A 21,609-nucleotide genomic window follows, 5' to 3' on the forward strand; every position below is an offset into this window, starting at 1 on the left:
GTCATGCATTTGCCGAGCCTTTATGTCCAATTCGCGCCGCCTGTTTTTCGCCCTGTCCTTGCCTGACGCCCTGCAACAGCAGGTGGTCCGCTGGCGCGCCGAGGCGTTTGCACCGGAGGCCGGTCGGCCAGTGGCGGCGGCCAATTTGCACCTGACGCTGGCGTTTCTCGGTGAAGTCAGCGCACAGAAAGAACTGGCGCTGCGTAAGTTGGCCAGCCGCATCGCTCAACCCGGCTTCAGCATGCGGCTCGACGATCTCGGCCATTGGCCGCGCCCCGGCGTGGTCTGGCTCGGCACCCGCCGCGCGCCGCGCGGGTTGCTGCAGCTGGCCGAGCTGCTGCGTTCGCAGGCCGCACGCAGCGGCTGCCATCAAAGCGCGCTGCCGTTCCATCCGCACATCACGCTGCTGCGCGCCGCCACCCAGCCGGTGGCGATCCCGCCGGCGACGCCGGGCTGGGCGTTCAGCGCCGACGCCTTTTCCTTGTATGAATCGGTGTTCGAAAACGGCCGCACCCGTTACCAACACCTTGAACAGTGGCCGCTGGCCAAGCAGGCATCCCCATGATTTTTTCTCCACCGCTGCGCTCCGCCACGCTGATCAAACGTTACAAACGCTTTCTGGCTGACGTGATCACCCCGGAAGGGGAAACCTTTACGCTGCACTGCGCCAATACCGGCGCCATGACCGGCTGCGCCACGCCCGGCGACACCGTGTGGTACTCCACCTCGGACAACCCCAAACGCAAATACGCCCACAGCTGGGAGCTGACCCATACCCAACAGGGGCACTGGATCTGCGTCAATACCCTGCGCGCCAACGCGCTGGTGCGCGAGGCGATCGAACACAATTTAATCAATGAATTATCCGGTTACAGTAAAATTAGCGGCGAAGTGAAATACGGCGGTGAAAACAGCCGTATCGATTTGTTATTACAGGCAGAAAATCGGGTTAACTGCTATATTGAAGTTAAGTCAGTCACATTACTGCAACAACAACGTGGTTACTTTCCTGATGCGGTAACGCTCAGAGGGCAAAAGCACCTGCGTGAGTTGCTCAGCGTGGTTGAAAGCGGGCAACGGGCGGTATTGTTCTTTGCCGTGTTACACAGCGGTATTGAGCAGGTCGCACCGGCACATCATATAGATGAGCGCTATGCGGCGCTGTTGGCACAGGTCCGGCAGTTGGGAGTGGAAGTGGTTTGCTATGGGGCAAAATTATCACCTGACGGTATTTATCTCTGCGATAAGCTGCCGTTTTTTATCGATTAGCGCAGCCGGGTCCCTATAAATAGACAACCGGCCAGCACGATCGCCAAATACGCCTTCCTTCACACGATTGTCAAGCGGGCGACAGGAATAATTGCCAACCTACCTTCCTTCTGTTATTTATAGCGGCCTGTTTTTCCCCCGCATTGGGGATTCGATAGTGCGTGTGTATGTAGGAGAAGCAACATGCAAGAAGGGCAAAACCGTAAAACCTCGTCCTTGAGCATTCTCGCCATCGCTGGGGTGGAGCCGTACCAAGAGAAGCCGGGCGAAGAGTACATGAACGACGCCCAGTTGTCGCATTTCAAGCGCATTCTTGAAGCGTGGCGCAACCAGCTCAGGGACGAAGTGGACCGTACTGTATCGCATATGCAAGAAGAGGCAGCCAACTTCCCTGATCCAGCCGACCGCGCTACTCAGGAAGAAGAGTTCAGCCTTGAACTGCGTAACCGTGACCGTGAACGCAAACTGATCAAAAAGATCGAGAAAACGCTGAAGAAAGTGGAAGACGATGATTTCGGCTACTGCGAATCTTGTGGCGTGGAGATCGGTATTCGTCGCCTCGAAGCGCGTCCGACCGCCGATCTGTGCATCGACTGCAAGACGCTGGCTGAGATCCGCGAAAAGCAGATGGCCGGCTAATACCGCTACTCTACATGATTGGAGCTGCATCAAGGCGGCAAGAATGCGCATGCCGATGAGCTTACTCAAGTAAGTGATTCGGGTAAGCAGGCGCAGCTAACACAGATGCAGTTTCAAGCATAACGAGTATGTTACCGCTGCGGCGTGCGCATCCGCGTGCGCCGCACAGAGAAAAGGGAACCCCTCCCCTCTGATATGCAAGAAAGTCATTATGTGGGGCGCTTTGCCCCATCGCCTTCCGGGGATCTGCATTTCGGCTCGCTGATTGCCGCTCTGGGAAGCTACCTTCAGGCTCGCGCCCAACGCGGGCAGTGGCTGGTTCGCATCGAAGATATCGACCCGCCGCGCGAAGTCCCCGGCGCCGCCGCTCGCATCCTGTCCGCGCTGGAACATTATGGTCTCCACTGGGACGGCCAGGTCATCTATCAATCCCAACGTCACGACGCCTATCGCGCCGCGCTGGATCTGTTGCAGCGCCAGGGGCTCAGCTATTACTGCACCTGCACCCGCAGCCGCATCCAGCAAATCGGCGGATTGTACGACGGCCACTGCCGCGATTTGCAGCTCGGCCCACAGGGCGCCGCCATCCGCTTGCGTCAGACCGCGCCCGTTTACCGGTTTCACGATCGCCTGCAGGGAGAATTGCACGCCGATCCGGCGCTGGCGGGTGAAGACTTTATCATTCGCCGCCGCGACGGGCTGTTCGCTTACAACCTGGCGGTGGTGATCGACGACCATTTTCAGGGCGTGACCGAGATTGTCCGCGGCGCCGATCTGATCGAACCGACGGTGCGCCAAATTGCCCTTTACCGCCAGCTGCAGGCGCCGGTGCCCGCCTATGTGCATCTGCCGCTGGCGCTGGGTGCCAACGGCATCAAGCTGTCGAAGCAAAACCATGCGCCGGCGTTGCCCGCTGGCGATCCGCGGCCGGTGCTGATCGCCGCGCTGAAATTTCTGCGCCAACCGCTGCCGGAAAGCTGGCAAGATCTTGACCTGCCATTATTATTGAGCTGGGCGATCGAACACTGGCGGTTGGAAAACGTGCCGCGTCAGGAGGCTATCCCTCTGGATGAAAACACGCCGGCATTCTCAAAGGAGCCATGGTGAGCTATGATTAGCCGCTATTTTTTGTTAGCTCCATTTTTATCAGTCACTATCGAGGTGTACCATTTTTACCCGAGTAGCCAACTTCTGTCGTAAGGTACTGACCCGCGATGACAAGCTGCCCCGCGACGACGCGGCGGCCGGCGATAAAAACGTAGTCCGCGAAGAGCGTGCCGCGGCGCCAAGCCGCCCTGCGCCGCAGCCGCGCGCCGCCGATAACGGCAGCAACGCCCCTGCCCGCCGCTCAACGCCGCGCAAGCGTCCGCCTTTTCCTATCGCCGAGAGCAACGACTCGATGACCGTGATCCCGCGCGAACAGCACTCGATCTCCCGCAAAGACATCAGCGAAAATGCGCTGAAAGTGCTTTACCGCCTGAACAAGTCCGGCTACGAAGCCTATCTGGTCGGCGGCGGCGTGCGCGATCTGTTGCTCGGCAAAAAGCCGAAAGACTTCGACATCACCACTAACGCTACGCCGGAGCAAGTGCGCAAGCTGTTCCGCAACTGCCGCCTGGTCGGCCGCCGCTTCCGCTTGGCGCACGTGATGTTCGGGCCGGAGATCATCGAAGTGGCCACTTTCCGCGGCCACCACGAACAGAATCAGGAATCCGACAAGAATTCCTCCCAGCAGGCGCAAAACGGCATGCTGCTGCGCGACAACATCTTCGGTTCGATCGAGGAAGACGCCCAGCGCCGTGATTTCACCATCAACAGCCTGTACTACGGCGTGGCGGATTTCACCCTGCGCGATTACGTCGGCGGCCTGAACGATCTGAAACAAGGCGTGATCCGCCTGATCGGCGATCCGGAAACCCGTTACCGCGAAGATCCGGTGCGCATGCTGCGCGCGGTGCGCTTCGCCGCCAAGCTGGATATGCGCATCAGTGAAGAGACCGCCGAGCCGATCCCGCGTCTGGCTTCGCTGCTGCATGAGATCCCACCGGCGCGTCTGTTCGAAGAATCCCTCAAGCTGCTGCAGGCGGGTTACGGTTTCCAGACCTACCTGAAGCTGTGCGAATATCAGCTGTTCCAACCGCTATTCCCGCTGATCGCCCGCAACTTCACGCCGAACCACGATACGCCGATGGAGCGCATTCTGGTGCAGGTGCTGAAGAACACCGATCATCGCCTGCAGAACGACATGCGCGTCAATCCGGCCTTCCTGTTTGCCGCCATGCTGTGGTACCCGCTGCTGGAGCACGCGCAGAAACTGGCGCAGGAAAGCGGCCTGGCGTACTACGACGCCTTCGCGCTGGCGATGAACGATGTGCTCGACGAGCAGTGCCGCTCGCTGGCGATCCCGAAACGCATTACCACGCTGGTGCGCGATATCTGGCAGCTGCAGCTGCGCCTGTCTCGTCGTCAGGGCAAACGCGCGCACAAACTGATGGAACATCCGAAATTCCGCGCCGCCTATGATTTGCTGGCGCTGCGTGCGGAAGTGGAAGACAATCAGGAGATGCTGCGTCTGGCCGAGTGGTGGGGTGAGTTCCAGGACGCCACGCCGGCGCGGCAGAAAGCCATGTTGAGCACCCTGGGTGACGATCCGGCGCCGCGTCGCGCGCGTCAACGCCGTCCTCGTCGCCGGGCACCGCGTAAAGAAGGGGCATAATGATCCGCGTTTATATCGCGCTGGGCAGCAACCTGGCGCAGCCGCTGCAACAGGTTAACGCCGCGCTGGAGGCGCTGGAGCATCTCCCGCGCACCCGGCTGGTCACCTGTTCTTCGTTTTACCGCACCAAGCCGCTGGGGCCGCAAAACCAGCCGGACTTTCTCAACGCGGTGGTGGCGCTGGATACCCTGTTGCCGCCCGAACAGCTGCTCGACCATACCCAGGCGATAGAACGCAATCAGGGGCGCGTGCGCAAGGATGAACGCTGGGGGCCGCGCACGCTCGATTTAGACATCATGCTGTACGGCGACAAGGTGATCCATACCGATCGCCTGACCGTACCGCATTATGGCCTGAAAGAGCGCGAATTCATGCTCTACCCGCTGGCGGAAATCGCCCCCGATCTGATTTTCCCCGATGGCGAACCGCTCGCCAGCTGCCTCAAGCGCGTGCCGGAAAACGGCATGGCGCTGTGGCACTCGCCAAAACCGAAATCCTGACCCGCCTACAGCGCCAGCCGCGCGACGAACCCGCCTGTCGGGCGATTGGCGAAACTGACCTGTAAACCATGCAAGCCGGCGATACGCTGCACGATCGATAACCCCAGCCCGCTGCCGGTTTGCTCCTGTCCCGGCGGGCGATAGAAGCGTTCCCCCAACCGCGCCAGATGCTCTGTCGTCACCCCCGGCCCCTCATCCTCTACCGTCAGCGAGCGCTCGCTCAACGTCACGGTGACCTCACCGCCCTGCGGGGTGTAACGCACCGCGTTGTCCAGCAAGTTGCGCAATAACAGTGACAGCAGCAGAGTCTGCCCCTGACGCACCGGCGGCGTTCCCTGCTGTTCATAACGCAGCGTCACGCCCGCCGCATGAGCCAGCCGATCCTGTTCCGCCAGGGTCATCATCACCAGTTCGTTCCAGTCAATGGGCGCCAGCTCGGCCAGATCCGACAGCGAATCCAGCCGCGACAACGTCAACAGCTGATCCACCAGCCGGGTGGCGCGATCGATGCCGACCGTCAGATTGTCCAGCGCGTGCTCGCGCATCGGCGCATCCTCCCCCGCCAACTGTACCACTTCGGTCTGCACCCGCAATGCCGCCAGCGGGCTGCGCAATTCGTGCGCGGCATCGGAGGTGAAACGCCGCTCCCGCACCAGCAACGCATTGATGCGGGCGAACAGCGCGTTGAGCGCATCCACCAGCGGGCGCACCTCGGTTGGCACCTGGCGCGCATCCAGCGGCGTGGCGTCATCGGGTGCGCGCCGACGCAAACCGGCGGCCACCGCACGCAGCGGCCGCAGCTCGCGCCCGACCATCAGCGCAATCAGCAACATCAGCACCGGCAGCGTCGCCAGCCAGGGCACCAATTGGCCGGTCACCATGCCCAGCGCCATATCGCGCCGGTAATCCCACTCCTGGCCGACCACGATGCGGTAGCGCCCGTCCGGGCTGGTCAACCATACCAGGCGCCAACTGTCGTCATCGCCTTTGCGTTCGCCGTCGGTAAAACCTTCACGCTCCCCGTCAAACAGGAAGTCGGCACCGTTCTCGCCGTCGTTGAGCAGCATCTTGCCTTGGCGATCGAAGATGGCGAACGCCAGCGCGTCGTCGTCCTGATCGCCACGCTTGCCATGATGCACCAGCTTCTTGGTTTTCGGCAGGCTGCGCGCGCTTTCATCGGCCAGCAGATCGCCGAGGTTGGCGGTCGCCAGCCGCTTGGCGAACAGCATCTGCTGGGTGTCGAACACTTCGTTGATGGTATTGCGCGACATCACCCAGGCCACCACGCTGGCAGTGCACCAGGTCAGCAGCGCCAACAGGCTGAAAATCAGGATCAGACGCAGCCGCAGGCTGAGGCGCTTCACGGGGCATCCCCCAGCGTATAGCCCACGCCATGGATAGTACGGATGAAGCCGTTGCCCAGCTTGCGCCGCAGGTGGTGAATATGCACCTCCACCGCGTTGCTGCTCACCTCGTCGTCCCAGTTGTACAGCTTCTCCTGGATCAACGGCCGCGCCAACACGCGCCCTTTGTTGTGCAGAAACAGCTCCAGCACCGCCAATTCGCGCGGCGTCAGCGTCACCTGCTCACCGTTGCAGCTCACGCTGCGGGTGGCGCTGTCGAACACCACGTTGCCGTGCGTCAGCTGTGGCATCAGTTGGCCGTGACGACGGCGGATCAGCGCCTGCAGGCGCGCCGCCACTTCGGCCAGCGCGAACGGTTTGCACAGATAGTCGTCGGCGCCGCTTTGCAACCCGCTGACCCGTTGCTCCAACGCATCGCGGGCGGTAAGGATCAGCACCGGCACATCCTGCCCGGCCTGGCGCCACTGGCGCAGGAGATCCAGTCCATCGAGGCCCGGCAGGCTGAGATCGAGGATCACCGCGTCATACGGCGCGCTGCCCAGGGCGTTTTTACCAACCGCGCCGTCGGTGAACCAGTCCAGATTGAAGCCGAGTTTGGTCAGCCCGGCCTTGATGCCGTCCCCGATCAGTTTGTCATCTTCGATCAGCAGAATTCGCATGAGTATCCCTTTTGAGTCATGACGCCATTGCACCACAAGGTTCTTAAGAACCGCTTAAGCATGGCGATCCGCGCTACCCACCCCGATCGGGTTACAGTAGAATGGCTGCACTTTTTTGCAGCCTGGGCCTGCGTAAGCCGCACGGCCCGTTTCAGGAGACGTTGTGATGAAACCCACCACCGTGACCCATTTGCGCCAGTGGAAACAGGAGCAACGCAAGTTTGCTACCCTTACCGCCTACGATGCCAGCTTTGCCAAGCTGTTTGAAGAGCAAGGCATTAAAGTCCTGTTGGTGGGCGATTCGCTGGGCATGACGCTGCAGGGCCACGACTCCACGCTGCCGGTCACCGTCGCCGACGTCGCCTATCACACGCGCGCCGTGCGCCGCGGCGCGCCGGCCTGCCTGTTGCTGGCCGATTTGCCGTTCATGAGTTACGCCACCCCGGAACAGACCTTCGCCAACGCCGCCGAGCTGATGCGCGCCGGCGCCAACATGGTGAAACTGGAAGGCGGCAGCTGGCTGTGCGACACGGTGAAAATGCTCGCCGAACGCGCGGTGCCGGTATGCGGCCACCTGGGGCTGACGCCGCAGTCGGTCAACGTGTTCGGCGGTTATAAGGTGCAAGGGCGCGACGAACTGGCCGCCAAACAGCTGCTGCAGGATGCGCAGAATCTGGAGCTGGCCGGCATTCAGCTGCTGGTGCTGGAGTGCGTGCCGACCGAGCTGGCACGCCAGATCACCGAAGCGCTCTCCATTCCGGTCATCGGCATCGGCGCCGGCAACGGCACCGACGGCCAAATCCTGGTGATGCACGACGCCTTCGGCATCACCGGCGGCCACACGCCGAAATTCGCCAAGAACTTCCTGGCGCAAAGCGGCGATATCCGCACGGCGGTGCAACACTACATTCAGGAAGTGGAGCAAGGCCTCTATCCGGCGGCTGAACACTCTTTTAACTAAGCGATGGTTCCAGGAGTCACCCAATGATTATTATCGAAACCCTGCCGCTGCTGCGTCAGCAGATCCGCCGCTGGCGCCAGGAAGGCAAGCGCATCGCACTGGTGCCGACCATGGGCAACCTGCACGACGGCCATATGACGCTGGTCGATGAAGCGCGCGCCCGCGCCGACGTGGTGGTGGTGAGCGTCTTCGTCAACCCGATGCAGTTCGATCGCCCGGACGATCTGGCGCGCTACCCGCGCACGCTGCAGGAAGACAGCGAGAAACTGACCCGCCGCGGCGTCGATCTGGTGTTCGCGCCGGCCCCGGCCGCGGTCTATCCGCAGGGGCTGGAGCAGCAAACCTATGTCGACGTGCCGGGCATCTCCACCATTCTGGAAGGCGCAAGCCGGCCGGGCCACTTCCGCGGCGTTTCCACCATCGTCAGCAAGCTGTTCAACCTGGTGCAGCCTGATTTGGCCTGTTTCGGCGAGAAGGACTACCAGCAATTGGCGCTGATCCGCAAAATGGTGGCGGACATGGGTTACGACATCGACATCGTCGGCGTGCCGACCGTGCGCGCCAAAGACGGCCTGGCCCTCAGTTCACGCAACGGTTACCTGACCGCCGAGGAACGCAAGGTTGCGCCGCAGCTGAGCAAAATCATGAACGCGCTGGCGCAGCAGCTGGCCAATGGCGAGCGCCATGTCGAAACGCTGTTGGAACAGACCGCCGAGCAACTGCGCGCCGCCGGCTTTACGCCGGATGAGCTGTTTATTCGCGATGCCGACAGCCTGCAGCCGCTGACGGTGGACAGCCAACGGGCGGTGGTGCTGATGGCCGCCTGGCTGGGCAAAGCGCGGCTTATCGACAACCAGCAGGTTGACCTGACGCTGTAAGTTATTTTTTATACTGTCGTCATCCTGCCGCCCTGACCATAGGTAGACAATGGCGGAACGATCGGTGACGATAGAGATTGCAGGGATGCAGGAGAGATGTTCAACCCCAACGCCTGTGAAGGCCGATATTCAGTTAGGTAAAGCTATGATACGTACTATGCTGCAAGGCAAGCTGCATCGCGTCAAAGTCACTCAGGCTGACTTGCACTATGAAGGATCCTGCGCCATCGATCAGGATTTCCTGGAAGCGGCCGGCATTCTGGAATATGAAGCGATCGATATCTACAACGTGGATAACGGCCAGCGCTTCTCCACCTACGCCATCGCCGCCGAGCGCGGTTCGCGCATCATTTCGGTCAACGGCGCCGCCGCGCGCTGCGCCTGCGTGGGCGACAAACTGATCATCTGCTCCTATGTGCAAATGACCGACGCCGACGCCCGCCAACATCACCCGAAGGTCGCCTATTTCGAGGGTGACAACAACCTGCAGCGCAAGGCGAAAGCCGTGCCGGTTCAGGTCGCCTGACGGTAAAACGGGCGCCTCGCGCGCCCGTTCTTTTCCTTACTGCACCACCGTGCCCGGCTTGTTGGCTATCCGATCCGCCATGGTCTGGATCGAGTCGGTGCGCAGAATATACAGCCGCTTCAACGTATAGGGATTATCCCCCGGCTTCACCTTGCCCTGCACCGTGGTCACCGCCAGATGGAAACCGGCGTCCTGTGCCGCCTGGATAGCCCGCTGGTTATAGCCGCCGAACGGGTAGGACAGATACAGCACGTGCGGGTTGAACTGCGACAGCGCGCGGCGCGAGCGCTCAAAATCGAACTCGATATTATGCAGCGAACGGCTCAGCAAAATCGGCTGGCGATTGCCGTCGGTGCGATGCAGGAAGTGGGTGTGCGACTGCACGTCGAACACGTCCTGAATCTGCTTAAGCTCCGAGACGCTCATAAACTGCAGCGAGTCCGGGTTCCATTTCTGCGGATGACGCTTGATGCGCGAAGAGATGATGAACGCCGTTGCGCGGAAACCGTAATCCTTCAATACCGGGTAAGCGTAGCGATAAACCGATTTCAGCCCGTCGTCGAAGGTCAGCACGATCGCCTTGCCCGGCAGGTTGATCTGATTCTTCAGGTAGGCTTCCAGCTGATACAGCGAAATGGTGTCGTAGCCCGCCTGCTTGAGGTAGGTCATCTGGTTGCTGAACGCCACGTCTGAGGTGGTGGTCGAAGTATGGCGGAAGCGCTTGTTCTCTTCGTTTTTCAGCAGGTGATGGTAAGTCAGCACCGGTATGCCGTTATCGATCTCGCAGTCCAGCTCATTGACGAACCCCAGCCGATCGCCGATGTTGACCTCGTACCAGGTATTGTTCAGCCGATCCTTCAGCTTGCCGATGATCGGATAACGCAGATTGCCTTCCAGCGTGCCGAAGACCTCGCTGTCCTTGTCCGCCGCGGTGTATACGTCGATCGCCTTTTGGGTGATCAGATTCTGATTGGTCAGCGGCTTGTTCAGCTCGCCCAGATCGTCTTGCACCTTGCGCGACTTCTTCAGCTCGCGCACGTCGTCTTTATCGATAAAGCCGGTGCCGTGCCCGAATTTGAATTCGTAGTATTCCGCATCCGCCGGGAACACCTGGATCAGTTGCCCGCGCTTCACTTCCCCTACCGGGATCACATGCTCGCCCACCAGCGAATAGACTTCGCTGTCGCGCTGCGCTTCCATGTATTCAGATTTAACCGCGCCGTCTTCCGACAGCAGATTCGCCAGGCTCACAGGGGAAACCAACGACATCAGAATGCCGAGTAACCCAGTCGCCAACTTGTATTGAGGCCGCATGATGATGTTCTGCTTACGAGTGCGTAATGACAAAAATGAAGGAAATGTGGAGCGCCAGCATAGCACGATTTGAACAGCGGGGAACTAGCGGTTATTTGAGCGATTCTATTGATTTACGCGCCGCCTGCGCCAAATCGGGAAAAGCGCCCCCGCCGGGAAAACGAGGGCGCATCAGGATCAGCTGCGCAGGCCGCGGCCGCGTTCGATCAGGTACCAGGACAGCAGGTAGAACACCGTGATAAACGCCACCAGCACCGCCATGGTGAACGCCAGCGGCACGTCGTTGATGCCGAGGAAACCGTAGCGGAAACCGCTGATCATATAGACGATCGGGTTCAGCTTTGACACCGCCTGCCAGAACGGCGGCAGCAGCGACAGCGAGTAGAACACCCCACCCAGGTAAGTCAGCGGCGTCAGCACGAAGGTCGGGATCAGGCTGATGTCGTCGAAAGTGGTGGCGAACACCGCGTTGATCAGCCCCGCCAGCGAAAACAGGATCGCCGTCAGCAACAGCGTCAGCGCAATCACCCACCAGGCGTGCACCTGCAGCGGCACGAAGAACAGCGAGATGATGGTCACCAGCACGCCGACGCAGATACCGCGCGCCACGCCGCCGCCGACATAGCCGGCGATCACCACGTGGGTCGGCACCGGCGCCACCAGCAGTTCCTCAATGTTGCGCTGGAATTTGGCGCTGAAGAACGACGACGCGACGTTGGCGTAGGAGTTGGTGATCACCGCCATCATGATAAGGCCGGGCACGATGAACTGCATGTAGCTGAAGCCGTGCATATCGCCGATGCGTGACCCGATCAGGTTGCCGAAGATGATGAAGTACAGCGTCATGGTGATCACCGGCGGCACCAGGGTCTGGATCCAGATGCGCGCGAAGCGGTTCACCTCTTTGGCCCAGATGCTCTGTAAGGCCACCCAATACAAACGCGTCATGCTTTCTCTCCATTGCCGTTAACCAGGGTGACAAACAGCTCTTCCAGGCGGTTCGCCTTGTTGCGCATGCTCAGCACCTGCACGCCCTGCGCGCTCAGCTGGGCGAACAGGCCGTTCAGCCCCTGTTCACGCATCACCTCCACTTCCAGCGTCGAGGTATCCGTCAGGCGGCTGCGGTAACCGTCCAGCTTCGGCAGCGGGCTTTTCGCCGCCAGATCGAGGATAAAGGTTTCCGACTTGAGCTTGGCCAGCAGCCCCTTCATCGAGGTGTTTTCCACCAGCTCCCCGTTCTGGATGATGCCGATGTTGCGGCACAGCATCTCCGCCTCTTCCAAATAGTGGGTGGTGAGGATGATGGTGGTGCCCTGGGCGTTCAGCTCTTTCAGGAAGCCCCACATCGAGCGGCGCAGCTCGATATCCACCCCGGCGGTCGGTTCATCGAGGATCAGCAGCTTTGGTTGGTGCATCAACGCGCGGGCGATCATCAGACGGCGCTTCATGCCGCCGGACAGCATGCGAGCACGCTCGTTGCGCTTGCCCCACAAGTCCAGCTGATTGAGGTACTTTTCGGCGCGCGCCATCGCTTCACGCCGCGTGACGCCATAGTAACCCGCCTGGTTCACCACGATCTGCAATACGGTCTCAAACGGGTTGAAGTTGAACTCCTGCGGCACCAGGCCAAGCTGGCGCTTGGCGTTGACGATGTCTTTATCGATGTCGTAACCGAACACCCGCACGCTGCCGGCGGTTTTATTCACCAGCGAGCTGATGATGCCGATGGTGGTGGACTTTCCGGCGCCGTTTGGCCCCAGCAGGGCATAAAAATCCCCCGCCTCGACGCTCAGGTCGATGCCGCGCAGCGCCTTGACGCCACCGGCGTAAGTCTTGGTCAGCTGCGCTAATTCCAGTGCATAATTCATATGTAAAATAGTACCTTATAACGATGAGTATGCCGCCGCGCCCCCTGTTTGCGAGGCTTGAAACAATAACAATAATCCTAGCATCGACGGCGTTTTCACTGCGTCGAATCCGTGCGGTAAATGAGGTTGCACCACTGTTCCGATTTCCAAATTGTGACGCTTACCCTATATTACCCCAACGCAATCTGTTCGTTACGGGTCAATCACCTCCATGAAAGAAATCGAAGAGCTTATCGCCAACAACCAGGCCTGGTCGGCCAATATCAGTCAGGAAGACCCGGATTTTTTTGAACGTTTAGCCCAGGCGCAAAAGCCCCGCTTCTTATGGATTGGTTGCTCTGACAGCCGCGTTCCCGCAGAACGCCTGACCGGCCTCGAGCCGGGTGAACTGTTCGTCCATCGCAACGTGGCGAACCTCGTTATCCACACCGATCTTAACTGCCTGTCGGTGGTGCAGTATGCGGTAGATGTGCTGGAGGTCGAACACATCATCATCTGCGGCCACCTGGGCTGCGGCGGCGTGCAGGCCGCGGTGGAAAACCCGGAGCTGGGGCTGATCGACAACTGGCTGCTGCACATTCGCGATCTGTGGTACAAGCACAGTTCGCTGCTGGGCGAGCTGCCGCCGGAACAGCGTTTCGACATGCTGTGCGAGATCAACGTCATTGAGCAGGTATACAACCTGGGCCACTCCACCATCATGCAATCGGCCTGGAAACGCGGCCAGAAGGTGATGATCCACGGCTGGGTGTACGGCATTCAGGACGGCCGTCTGCGCGATATGGAAGTGCTGGCGACCAGCCGCGAGAGCCTGGAGATGGGCTACCGCAAAGCGATAGCCAAACTGAAGCAGGATAAAGGCGTATAATCCCGCCGCGGGCGCGGCAGGCCGCGCCCCACATCAATTACTCGTCCAGCAGCACCACTTTGCCGACGTACGGCAGGTGACGGTAGCGCTGGGCGTAGTCGATGCCATACCCCACCACGAACTCATCCGGGATCGAGAAGCCGACATATTCGACCGGCACCTGCACTTCACGGCGCTCAGGCTTGTCCAGCAAGGTGCAAATCGCCAGCGATTTCGGCCCACGCAGCGCCAAAATCTCGCGCACTTTGTTCAGCGTGTTGCCGGAATCGATGATGTCTTCCACGATCAGCACGTCTTTGCCGCGAATGTCTTCGTCCAGATCCTTGAGGATCTTCACGTCGCGAGTGGTGGACATGCCGCTGCCGTAGCTGGAAGCCGTCATGAAGTCGACTTCATGCGGCACGTCAATCGCGCGGCACAGATCGGCCATGAACATGAAGGAGCCGCGCAGCAGCCCAACCAGCACCATGTCACTGCCGCTGTCGCGGTAATGTTCGGTGATCTGGCGGCCAAGTTCGGCGATACGGGTCTTAACTTCCTGCTCGGAAATCATTACGTCTACAGTGTGTTTCATAGTATTCAGGTCAGTTGCCGGAAGAAAGGCGCAGAGTTTAGCATAGCCTTTCGCCGGTGGCGACGCGAGCGCGCCGCCACCTGAGCGACGGGCCGCGATCATTCGCCGACGGTAAAGCCCATCATCATGCCGGTATCTTCGTGTTCCAACAGGTGGCAGTGGGCCATATACGCATGTTCACTGCTTGCCGGATGATCGAAGCGCACCAGCACTTCGCTGCGCCACCCTTCGACGCGCACTGTGTCCTTCCAGCCGCTGCGATGCGCCGCCGGCGGTTTGCCGTTCTCCGACAGGATCCGGAACTGGGTGCCGTGAATGTGGAACGGGTGCAGCATCATGTCGCCCTCGCCGGAAATGGTCCATTTTTCATACTGGCCCCGTTTGGCGGCAAACATCGGTTTGTTCATGTCGAAGGCCTTGCCGTTGATCATGTTGCCGTGGCTGAAGTCGAACGGTTTAGCGTTGCCCTGCGCGCCGCCATGATCCATCCCGGCCATCTTGCCATGATCCATGCCTTTCATGCTGCTCATGTCGCCGTGGTCCATGCCCTGCATGCCGCCCTTCTCCATGCCCTTCATGTTACCGTGATCCATGCCTTTCATGTCTCCAGCGCCCGTCGCGCCATGATTCATGCTCATGCCGGCCATCGCCTGATGACCATAACGATCCATCAGCGCCTGCATGCCGAGCATATCCAGCTGCGGATCCATCATCAGCTGCAGCCAACGCTCCTGGATGCCGGCAGTGGCAGGCAATGTCGGCAGCTTCACCAGGCTGTCCGGCATGGTTTTGATGCCCTGCGCCAACGACGGCTGAATGCGCAACACCGGCAGCGGCCGATCGAACGGCGCCAGCGTCATGCCCATCTGTTTCACCGGCAACGTCACGATGTCGAACGCTTTCCCGTCGGAGGCATCGACCAGCACTTCAAAGCGTTCGCCCATCAGCATCGGCAGCTCGGTCAGCTTCACCGGTTCCGCCAGGAAACCGCCGTCGCTGGCGATGACGTACAGCGGACGGTTGTCACTGGCCGCCAGATTCAGCGAGCGGGCGTTGCAACCGTTGAGAAAACGCAGACGCAGCCAACCGCGCGGCGCCAGATGTTGCGGGTACTGCGCGCCGTTGGTAAACATGCGATCGCCAAACCAACCCACCGCCGCGCTCATCACGTCCAGGCGATATTCGATCTGGGCATCTTTGCCCAAGCGCTTATCCTGCAGGATCACCGGAATGTCATCCTGCCCCCAGGTTTTCGGCAGCGGCAGTTTGGCGCTTTCATCGTCTTCCAGCAGCACCAGCCCCGCCAGCCCCATCATCACCTGGCTGCCGGTTTTACCGTGGGTATGCGGGTGGAACCAGCAGGTGGCCGCCGGTTGATCGACGGTGAAATTCACCGTGCGCGTTGCGCCGGGATGGATCAACGCCTGCGGGCCGCCATCGACGTCGCCGGGGATTTCCAGGCCGTGCCAGTGGACGGTACTGGCTTCCGCCAGGCGGTTTTTGATATCGACCGTCACCGGCTGACCCCGCTGCAGCTTCACCGCCGGCCCGAGCAGCGCGCCGTTGAATCCCCAGGTTTTGGTGGCGGCGCCGGGCAACCAGCGGGTTTCCCCCGCTTGCAGCGCCAGCGCAATCTTTCCCTGCGCGTCGGGCGTTAACAACGGGGGCACCGGCAGGGCCGGCCGCTCGGCCGCTAAGGCGGCCCGGCTCCATAACGGCAATGCGCTCGCGGCGCCCAATGCAGCGGTCAATTTAATAAAATCACGGCGTAACATCGCTGACTCCCTTTTCTCAGTGACATAACTCAACGCGGCCAGCCTAAACCTTCCCCCAGGCGGAAGGTCAAGCCTTTTCTGGCGGTATTTTAAGCTATGCCTCACAATCAAGAGCGCGCCGTGGGTGAGCGCTATGGCAGCGCCCGTCAGCAATAAAATTTGGTGCCTTTACAGGCAAGTGTGGTAACGTCTGCAGACGACAAACAGGCCTATTTCATGATGAAAAAAACAACGTTAACGATGCTGTTGCTGGCGATGCTGGGCTTCTCCAACGCCAGTCTGGCGCTGAATGAATCCGAGGCGGAAGATCTGGCCGATCTGACGGCGGTATTTATTTATTTGAAAAATGATTGCGGCTACAACGATTTGCCAAATGCGCAAATCAAGCGCGCCATCGTCTATTTCGCGCAACAAAACCGCTGGGATTTGAGCAACTACAACAGCTTTAACATGAAGGCGCTGGGCGAAGACAGCTATCGCGATCTGAGCGGCATCGCCATTCCAACGCCCAAGAAGTGCAAATCGCTGGCGCGCGACTCCCTGAGCCTGCTGGCCTACGCCAATTAATCTTCCCCCTCGCCCGTCCGCCCTCCGCTCTCTCTGTCTGAAATTCAACCGTGCATCGCCAGGCAGAGTTAGCTATGATGTTGCGCCGATTTTTCATGGCTGTTATTACGGAGTTTCCCGCACATGACCCAGAAAGAAATTTGGTACGAAACGCTGCATACGGGCTTCGGCCAGTACTTTTCGGTAGAGAAGGTGCTGTACCGCGAGAAGACCGATCATCAGGATCTGGTGATCTTCGAGAACCCGGTGCTGGGGCGCGTGATGGCGCTCGACGGCGTGGTGCAAACCACCGAGCGTGACGAGTTCATCTATCACGAAATGCTGACCCACGTGCCGCTGTTGGCGCACGGCCAGGCGAAGAAAGTGCTGATCATCGGCGGCGGCGACGGCGGTATGCTGCGCGAAGTCAGCCGGCATCCTGGCGTTGAGCAGATCACCATGGTCGAAATCGACGCCGGCGTCGTCGAGTTCTGCCGCCAGTACCTACCCAACCACAGCGCCGGCGCCTATGACGATCCGCGCTTCAAGCTGGTGATTGACGACGGCGTCAACTTCGTGAATCAAACCGACGAAACGTTCGATGTGATCATCTCCGACTGCACCGATCCGATCGGCCCCGGCGAAAGCCTGTTCACCTCGGCGTTTTATGAAGGCTGCGCCCGCTGCCTGAATGAGGGCGGCATTTTCGTCGCGCAAAACGGCGTCTGTTTCCTGCAGCAGGACGAGGCGGTCAACAGCCACGCCAAACTGAGCCGCTACTTTACCGACGTCAGCTTCTATCAGGCGGCGATCCCGACCTATTACGGCGGCATCATGACCTTCGCCTGGGCGAGCCAGAACCCGGCGCTGCGCCAGCGCGATCTGCCTACCCTGCTACAGCGCTTTAACCAAAGCGGCCTACACTGCCGTTATTACAACCCGGCAATTCACGTCGGCAGCTTTGCCCTGCCGCAATATTTGCTCAATGCCCTGAACGTAACACGTTAAGCGAGAAGATAAAGGAGGTGGCCCAAATTGCATAAGCTAAAACTGCACGGCTTCAACAACCTGACCAAGAGCCTGAGTTTTTGTATTTACGATATTTGTTACGCCAAAACCGCGGACGATCGCGATGGCTATATCGCCTACATAGACGAACAATATAACGCCAACCGGCTGACCGAGATCCTGAGCGAAACCTGCTCGATCATCGGCGCCAATATTCTGAACATCGCGCGTCAGGACTACGAGCCGCAGGGCGCCAGCGTCACCATCCTGGTCAGCGAAGAGCCCATCGATCCGAAAGACGTCGATACGTCGGAACACCCAGGCCCGTTGCCGAATACGGTCGTCGCGCACCTGGACAAAAGCCATATCTGCGTGCACACCTACCCGGAAAGCCATCCGGAAGGCGGGCTGTGCACCTTCCGCGCCGATATCGAGGTCTCGACCTGCGGCGTCATTTCGCCCCTCAAGGCGCTGAACTACTTAATTCACCAGCTGGAATCCGACATCGTCACCATGGACTATCGCGTGCGCGGTTTTACCCGCGACGTGAACGGCGTGAAACATTACATCGATCATGAGATCAATTCGATCCAGAACTTTATGTCGGAAGACATCAAGGCGCTGTACCACATGATGGACGTGAACGTTTACCAGGAAAATATCTTCCATACCAAGATGTTGCTGAAGGATTTCGATCTGAAGCACTACCTGTTCAACGCGGAACCGGAGGCGTTGAGCGCAGCCGAACGCAAGCAGATCACCGATCTGTTATGGAAAGAGATGCAGGAAATCTATTACGGCCGCAATATTCCGCATCTGTGATGGAAAGGGCGCGGCGCGCCGCGCCCTGATGCTTAGTACTTCAGCATGAAAGAACGATAGGCCTTCAACACCAGCAGGAAATCCTCAACGCCGCAGAATGAGAGGCTTTCTTCGTCGTAGTAGTTCATCCCCTCTTCCATTTCGTCGCCCTCGAACTCCAGCTGATTGGCGCGGATCATCACTTCTTCACCATCCATCAGCAGCGTATATTCATGGCCTTCCAGCTGCCATTGGCGCTCGCTGCCTTTGACCTCGGCCGCGCCGGCTTCAATGCGGTCCAGCAGGTTGAAATCGCCTTTGACTTCTTCATTGATCCAATGGCCAATCGCTTCATGCCCCATCGAAAATCTGACGATCACCTGACCGGTGACGTCACGCAGAAATTCGTAATCCATAGCATGCCCTCCTGAGCCCTTTTTCTTAGTGTAAACATAAATGGCGGACTAACTCAGTGAGCGCTCGCAAAGTTGGCAACTGAGCAAAATAAAACGGGAGGCCAAGGCCTCCCGTTAAACAGTTGCGCAATATAGCGGCTTACACGGCGGTTTGGAAGATCACGCCGTCGGCTTTTTCGGTGTACTGACCCAGTTGGTCAAAGTTCAGGTAGCGGTAGGTATCCGCCGCCGTCTTATCGACCTGCGCCATATAGGTCTGGTACTCGTCCGGCGTCGGCAGGCGGCCCAGCAGGGACGCTACCGCGGCCAGTTCGGCAGACGCCAGATAGACGTTGGCGCCGGTGCCCAGACGGTTCGGGAAGTTACGGGTTGAGGTGGAAACCACCGTCGCGCCGTCCGCCACGCGCGCCTGGTTGCCCATGCACAGCGAGCAGCCCGGGATCTCGATACGCGCGCCGCTCTTGCCGAAGACGCTGTAGTAGCCTTCTTCAGTCAGCTGAGCCGCATCCATCTTGGTTGGCGGCGCCACCCACAGACGGGTCGGCAGCTGGCCCTTGTGCTGATCCAGCAGCTTGCCCGCCGCGCGGAAGTGGCCGATGTTGGTCATGCAAGAACCGATGAACACTTCATCGATTTTGCTGTTGGCCACGTCAGACAGCAGGCGCGCATCGTCAGGATCGTTCGGCGCACACAGGATCGGCTCTTTGATCTCGTTCAGATCGATGTCGATCACCGCTGCGTATTCCGCATCCGCATCGCCTTCCAGCAGCTGCGGATCCGCCAGCCATTTTTCCATGCCCTGAATACGGCGCTCCAGCGTACGGCGATCGCCGTAGCCTTCGGAGATCATCCACTTCAGCAGCACGATGTTGGAGTTCAGGTACTCTTCAATCGGCGCCTTGTCCAGCTTGATGGTACAACCGGCGGCGGAACGTTCGGCGGACGCATCGGTCAGCTCAAACGCCTGCTCGACCTTCAGATCCGGCAGGCCTTCGATCTCCAGAATGCGGCCGGAGAAGATGTTTTTCTTGCCCTTCTTCTCGACGGTCAGCAGCCCCTGCTGGATCGCGTAGTAAGGGATGGCGTGCACCAGATCGCGCAGGGTGATGCCCGGCTGCATTTTGCCTTTGAAGCGCACCAGCACCGACTCAGGCATATCCAGCGGCATCACGCCGGTCGCGGCGGCAAACGCCACCAGGCCGGAACCGGCCGGGAAGGAGATGCCGATCGGGAAGCGGGTGTGGGAATCGCCGCCGGTGCCGACGGTGTCAGGCAGCAGCATGCGGTTCAGCCAGGAGTGGATCACGCCGTCGCCCGGGCGCAGCGAGACGCCGCCGCGGTTCATGATGAAGTCAGGCAGCGTGTGGTGCGTGGTCACGTCGACCGGTTTCGGGTACGCGGCGGTGTGGCAGAACGACTGCATGACCAGATCGGCGGAGAAGCCGAGGCAGGCCAGGTCTTTCAGCTCATCGCGGGTCATCGGGCCGGTGGTGTCCTGAGAGCCGACGGAGGTCATCTTCGGCTCGCAGTATTCGCCAGGGCGAATGCCGGCGACGCCGCAGGCGCGGCCGACCATTTTCTGCGCCAGCGAGAAGCCTTTGTTGCTGGCGGCTACCGGTTTGGCGATGCGGAACACGTCGCTGTGCGGCAGACCCAGCGCTTCGCGCGCCTTGGTGGTCAGGCCACGGCCGATGATCAGCGGGATACGGCCGCCGGCGCGCACTTCATCCAGCAGCACGTCGGTTTTCAGCTCGAAGTTGGCGATCAGCGCGCCGGTTTCGTGGTTGCGCACTTCACCTTTGTACGGGTAAACGTCGATCACGTCGCCCATGTTCAGCTCGGACACGTCCACTTCGATCGGCAAGGCGCCGGCATCTTCCATGGTGTTGAAGAAGATAGGCGCAATCTTGCCGCCCAGCACCACGCCACCGCCGCGCTTGTTCGGCACGTGCGGGATGTCGTCGCCCATGAACCACAGCACCGAGTTGGTGGCGGATTTACGGGAGGAACCGGTGCCGACCACGTCGCCGACGTAGGCCAGCGGGAAGCCTTTCTTGTTCAGCAGCTCGATCTGTTTGATCGGGCCGACGCTGCCCGGCTGATCCGGCACGATGCCTTCACGTTCGTTTTTCAGCATCGCCAGCGCGTGCAGCGGGATATCCGGGCGCGACCAGGCGTCCGGCGCCGGAGACAGGTCATCGGTGTTGGTTTCGCCGGTCACTTTGAACACGGTGACGGTGATCTTTTCCGCCAGCTCCGGGCGCGACAGGTACCATTCGGCATCGGCCCAGGACTGCATGATCTGCTTGGCGTGCGCGTTGCCGGCTTTCGCCTTCTCTTCCACATCGTAGAAGTTGTCGAACATCAGCAGCGTGTGGGACAGCGCTTTGGCGGCGATCGGCGCCAGCTTTTCGTTGTCCAGGGCTTCGATCAGCGGATGAATGTTATAGCCGCCCTGCATGGTGCCTAACAGTTCAATGGCTTTCTCGGGGGTAACCAGGGGGGATGTCGCTTCACCTTTGGCGATGGCCGCCAGGAAACCTGCTTTGACGTAGGCGGCTTCGTCGACGCCCGGTGGAACACGGTTAATCAGCAGGTCTAACAGGAATTCTTCTTCGCCTTTTGGCGGATTCTTCAGTAGTTCGACCAGCGCGGCCATTTGGGTGGCGTCTAGCGGCTTAGGGGCGATGCCCTCAGCAGCACGCTCGGCTACGTGCTTACGGTATTCTTCTAGCACGACGTTCTCCTCGCTCTCATTGTCATTTATTGTGCCTGGCGTATATGCAAACCGGGTTTATACCCTTTGGGTTTCACTCTGTGGCTAGGCGATCGGCCCGTAAAGGCCCCGAAACGGTGATTGGGGCAAACAAGCACGGTCAAACAGCGTTACAGCATGAAAGACTGATGGGTAGAGCGCACGGCGATAT

Annotated in this window: 22 protein-coding genes; 13 read left to right on the plus strand and 9 right to left on the minus strand. The window is 59.9% G+C overall.

Going from position 1 to position 21,609, the window contains the following annotated elements; genetic code table 11:
• Window positions 1-22 precede the first annotated feature (22 nt).
• The 6 genes from thpR to folK all read left to right on the plus strand — a co-directional run bounded on the left by thpR (window position 23) and on the right by folK (window position 5,124).
• Complete coding sequence (gene thpR, locus ACJ8J1_RS16805; RefSeq protein WP_033644704.1) at window positions 23-565, plus strand: RNA 2',3'-cyclic phosphodiesterase; 543 nt, start codon at window positions 23-25, stop codon at window positions 563-565.
• Window positions 562-1,269, plus strand: a complete 708-nt coding sequence (sfsA, locus tag ACJ8J1_RS16810) for a DNA/RNA nuclease SfsA (RefSeq protein WP_004937572.1) — start codon at window positions 562-564, stop codon at window positions 1,267-1,269. The genes thpR and sfsA overlap by 4 nt, the downstream gene beginning before the upstream one ends.
• A gap of 183 nt (window positions 1,270-1,452) precedes the next feature.
• Window positions 1,453-1,908, plus strand: coding sequence for an RNA polymerase-binding protein DksA (gene dksA, locus ACJ8J1_RS16815; protein WP_004937569.1), 456 nt, complete (start codon window positions 1,453-1,455; stop codon window positions 1,906-1,908).
• A gap of 195 nt (window positions 1,909-2,103) precedes the next feature.
• A complete protein-coding gene (gene gluQRS, locus ACJ8J1_RS16820; protein ID WP_033644703.1) occupies window positions 2,104-3,015 on the plus strand; it encodes a tRNA glutamyl-Q(34) synthetase GluQRS in 912 nt (303 codons plus the stop codon).
• 61 nt (window positions 3,016-3,076) lie between these two features.
• Window positions 3,077-4,624, plus strand: coding sequence for a polynucleotide adenylyltransferase PcnB (pcnB, locus tag ACJ8J1_RS16825; RefSeq protein WP_071591451.1), 1,548 nt, complete (start codon window positions 3,077-3,079; stop codon window positions 4,622-4,624).
• The gene (folK, locus tag ACJ8J1_RS16830) at window positions 4,624-5,124 is read left to right on the plus strand and encodes a 2-amino-4-hydroxy-6-hydroxymethyldihydropteridine diphosphokinase (RefSeq protein ID WP_004937558.1); all 501 of its coding nucleotides are present in this window, start codon (window positions 4,624-4,626) and stop codon (window positions 5,122-5,124) included. The genes pcnB and folK overlap by 1 nt, the downstream gene beginning before the upstream one ends.
• Before the next feature lie 5 nt (window positions 5,125-5,129).
• Here the strand turns inward: folK and qseC are convergent, their stop codons facing one another.
• Both qseC and qseB read right to left on the minus strand, forming a co-directional pair.
• Window positions 5,130-6,488 (minus strand): quorum sensing histidine kinase QseC, encoded by a 1,359-nt coding sequence (gene qseC, locus ACJ8J1_RS16835; protein ID WP_442520384.1) that lies wholly within the window; start codon window positions 6,486-6,488, stop codon window positions 5,130-5,132.
• Complete coding sequence (gene qseB, locus ACJ8J1_RS16840; RefSeq protein ID WP_033644700.1) at window positions 6,485-7,147, minus strand: quorum sensing response regulator transcription factor QseB; 663 nt, start codon at window positions 7,145-7,147, stop codon at window positions 6,485-6,487. Before qseB ends, qseC begins: the two co-directional genes overlap by 4 nt.
• A gap of 166 nt (window positions 7,148-7,313) precedes the next feature.
• On the opposite strand from qseB, the gene panB reads away from it, so the two are divergent.
• The 3 genes from panB to panD all read left to right on the plus strand — a co-directional run bounded on the left by panB (window position 7,314) and on the right by panD (window position 9,512).
• On the plus strand, window positions 7,314-8,108 hold the full coding sequence (gene panB / locus ACJ8J1_RS16845; RefSeq protein WP_004937548.1) for a 3-methyl-2-oxobutanoate hydroxymethyltransferase: 795 nt from the start codon (window positions 7,314-7,316) through the stop codon (window positions 8,106-8,108).
• Between the two features lie 23 nt (window positions 8,109-8,131).
• Entirely contained in the window at window positions 8,132-8,986 is an 855-nt protein-coding gene (panC, locus tag ACJ8J1_RS16850) for a pantoate--beta-alanine ligase (protein WP_033644699.1), read from the plus strand.
• Window positions 8,987-9,131: 145 nt separating this feature from the next.
• Window positions 9,132-9,512, plus strand: a complete 381-nt coding sequence (gene panD / locus ACJ8J1_RS16855) for an aspartate 1-decarboxylase (RefSeq protein WP_004937544.1) — start codon at window positions 9,132-9,134, stop codon at window positions 9,510-9,512.
• A gap of 36 nt (window positions 9,513-9,548) precedes the next feature.
• On the opposite strand, the gene ACJ8J1_RS16860 is transcribed toward panD, so the two are convergent.
• The 3 genes from ACJ8J1_RS16860 to ACJ8J1_RS16870 form a co-directional block, all read right to left on the minus strand.
• Window positions 9,549-10,826, minus strand: coding sequence for a polysaccharide deacetylase family protein (locus tag ACJ8J1_RS16860; RefSeq protein WP_033644697.1), 1,278 nt, complete (start codon window positions 10,824-10,826; stop codon window positions 9,549-9,551).
• A 177-nt stretch (window positions 10,827-11,003) separates the two neighbouring features.
• On the minus strand, window positions 11,004-11,774 hold the full coding sequence (locus tag ACJ8J1_RS16865) for an ABC transporter permease (protein WP_033644696.1): 771 nt from the start codon (window positions 11,772-11,774) through the stop codon (window positions 11,004-11,006).
• A complete protein-coding gene (locus ACJ8J1_RS16870; protein ID WP_033644695.1) occupies window positions 11,771-12,694 on the minus strand; it encodes an ABC transporter ATP-binding protein in 924 nt (307 codons plus the stop codon). The genes ACJ8J1_RS16865 and ACJ8J1_RS16870 overlap by 4 nt, the downstream gene beginning before the upstream one ends.
• 211 nt (window positions 12,695-12,905) lie before the next feature.
• Between ACJ8J1_RS16870 and can the strand changes: the two genes are divergently transcribed.
• Window positions 12,906-13,562, plus strand: a complete 657-nt coding sequence (gene can, locus ACJ8J1_RS16875; RefSeq protein ID WP_015379031.1) for a carbonate dehydratase — start codon at window positions 12,906-12,908, stop codon at window positions 13,560-13,562.
• 37 nt (window positions 13,563-13,599) lie between these two features.
• Here can and hpt read toward each other — a convergent pair whose 3' ends face one another.
• Both hpt and cueO read right to left on the minus strand, forming a co-directional pair.
• Window positions 13,600-14,136, minus strand: a complete 537-nt coding sequence (hpt, locus tag ACJ8J1_RS16880) for a hypoxanthine phosphoribosyltransferase (RefSeq protein WP_048234659.1) — start codon at window positions 14,134-14,136, stop codon at window positions 13,600-13,602.
• Between the two features lie 98 nt (window positions 14,137-14,234).
• Window positions 14,235-15,911, minus strand: a complete 1,677-nt coding sequence (gene cueO, locus ACJ8J1_RS16885; RefSeq protein WP_033644694.1) for a multicopper oxidase CueO — start codon at window positions 15,909-15,911, stop codon at window positions 14,235-14,237.
• A gap of 219 nt (window positions 15,912-16,130) precedes the next feature.
• Here cueO and ACJ8J1_RS16890 point away from each other — a divergent pair, with 219 nt between their 5' ends.
• The 3 genes from ACJ8J1_RS16890 to speD all read left to right on the plus strand — a co-directional run bounded on the left by ACJ8J1_RS16890 (window position 16,131) and on the right by speD (window position 18,287).
• A complete protein-coding gene (locus ACJ8J1_RS16890) occupies window positions 16,131-16,478 on the plus strand; it encodes a YacC family pilotin-like protein (RefSeq protein ID WP_033644927.1) in 348 nt (115 codons plus the stop codon).
• 123 nt (window positions 16,479-16,601) lie between these two features.
• Window positions 16,602-17,465 carry a polyamine aminopropyltransferase gene (gene speE / locus ACJ8J1_RS16895; protein ID WP_033644693.1) on the plus strand — a complete coding sequence of 288 codons (864 nt, stop codon included), beginning with the start codon at window positions 16,602-16,604 and terminating at the stop codon, window positions 17,463-17,465.
• Window positions 17,466-17,492: 27 nt separating this feature from the next.
• Window positions 17,493-18,287: an adenosylmethionine decarboxylase gene (gene speD / locus ACJ8J1_RS16900; RefSeq protein ID WP_004937510.1), complete on the plus strand. Its 795-nt coding sequence runs from the start codon at window positions 17,493-17,495 to the stop codon at window positions 18,285-18,287.
• 32 nt (window positions 18,288-18,319) lie between these two features.
• Here speD and yacL read toward each other — a convergent pair whose 3' ends face one another.
• A complete protein-coding gene (gene yacL / locus ACJ8J1_RS16905) occupies window positions 18,320-18,682 on the minus strand; it encodes a protein YacL (RefSeq protein ID WP_004937507.1) in 363 nt (120 codons plus the stop codon).
• A gap of 139 nt (window positions 18,683-18,821) precedes the next feature.
• Window positions 18,822-21,419 carry a bifunctional aconitate hydratase 2/2-methylisocitrate dehydratase gene (gene acnB, locus ACJ8J1_RS16910; RefSeq protein ID WP_033644692.1) on the minus strand — a complete coding sequence of 866 codons (2,598 nt, stop codon included), beginning with the start codon at window positions 21,417-21,419 and terminating at the stop codon, window positions 18,822-18,824.
• Window positions 21,420-21,609: the final 190 nt, after the last annotated feature.

Source organism: Serratia sp. CY37869 (genome assembly GCF_052168895.1).
In the GTDB taxonomy this organism is placed as follows: Bacteria; Pseudomonadota; Gammaproteobacteria; order Enterobacterales; family Enterobacteriaceae; genus Serratia; species Serratia ureilytica.

Excerpts from the sequence above, each read along its gene's own strand:
- thpR (WP_033644704.1), top strand. The coding sequence starts at position 23 with ATGTCCAATTCGCGCCGCCTGTTTTTCGCCCTGTCCTTGCCTGACGCC.
- sfsA (WP_004937572.1), top strand. The coding sequence starts at position 562 with ATGATTTTTTCTCCACCGCTGCGCTCCGCCACGCTGATCAAACGTTAC.
- dksA (WP_004937569.1), top strand. The coding sequence starts at position 1,453 with ATGCAAGAAGGGCAAAACCGTAAAACCTCGTCCTTGAGCATTCTCGCC.
- gluQRS (WP_033644703.1), top strand. The coding sequence starts at position 2,104 with ATGCAAGAAAGTCATTATGTGGGGCGCTTTGCCCCATCGCCTTCCGGG.
- folK (WP_004937558.1), top strand. The coding sequence starts at position 4,624 with ATGATCCGCGTTTATATCGCGCTGGGCAGCAACCTGGCGCAGCCGCTG.
- qseB (WP_033644700.1), bottom strand. The coding sequence starts at position 7,147 with ATGCGAATTCTGCTGATCGAAGATGACAAACTGATCGGGGACGGCATC.
- panB (WP_004937548.1), top strand. The coding sequence starts at position 7,314 with ATGAAACCCACCACCGTGACCCATTTGCGCCAGTGGAAACAGGAGCAA.
- panC (WP_033644699.1), top strand. The coding sequence starts at position 8,132 with ATGATTATTATCGAAACCCTGCCGCTGCTGCGTCAGCAGATCCGCCGC.
- panD (WP_004937544.1), top strand. The coding sequence starts at position 9,132 with ATGATACGTACTATGCTGCAAGGCAAGCTGCATCGCGTCAAAGTCACT.
- ACJ8J1_RS16860 (WP_033644697.1), bottom strand. The coding sequence starts at position 10,826 with ATGCGGCCTCAATACAAGTTGGCGACTGGGTTACTCGGCATTCTGATG.
- ACJ8J1_RS16865 (WP_033644696.1), bottom strand. The coding sequence starts at position 11,774 with ATGACGCGTTTGTATTGGGTGGCCTTACAGAGCATCTGGGCCAAAGAG.
- ACJ8J1_RS16870 (WP_033644695.1), bottom strand. The coding sequence starts at position 12,694 with ATGAATTATGCACTGGAATTAGCGCAGCTGACCAAGACTTACGCCGGT.
- can (WP_015379031.1), top strand. The coding sequence starts at position 12,906 with ATGAAAGAAATCGAAGAGCTTATCGCCAACAACCAGGCCTGGTCGGCC.
- hpt (WP_048234659.1), bottom strand. The coding sequence starts at position 14,136 with ATGAAACACACTGTAGACGTAATGATTTCCGAGCAGGAAGTTAAGACC.
- cueO (WP_033644694.1), bottom strand. The coding sequence starts at position 15,911 with ATGTTACGCCGTGATTTTATTAAATTGACCGCTGCATTGGGCGCCGCG.
- ACJ8J1_RS16890 (WP_033644927.1), top strand. The coding sequence starts at position 16,131 with ATGAAAAAAACAACGTTAACGATGCTGTTGCTGGCGATGCTGGGCTTC.
- speE (WP_033644693.1), top strand. The coding sequence starts at position 16,602 with ATGACCCAGAAAGAAATTTGGTACGAAACGCTGCATACGGGCTTCGGC.
- yacL (WP_004937507.1), bottom strand. The coding sequence starts at position 18,682 with ATGGATTACGAATTTCTGCGTGACGTCACCGGTCAGGTGATCGTCAGA.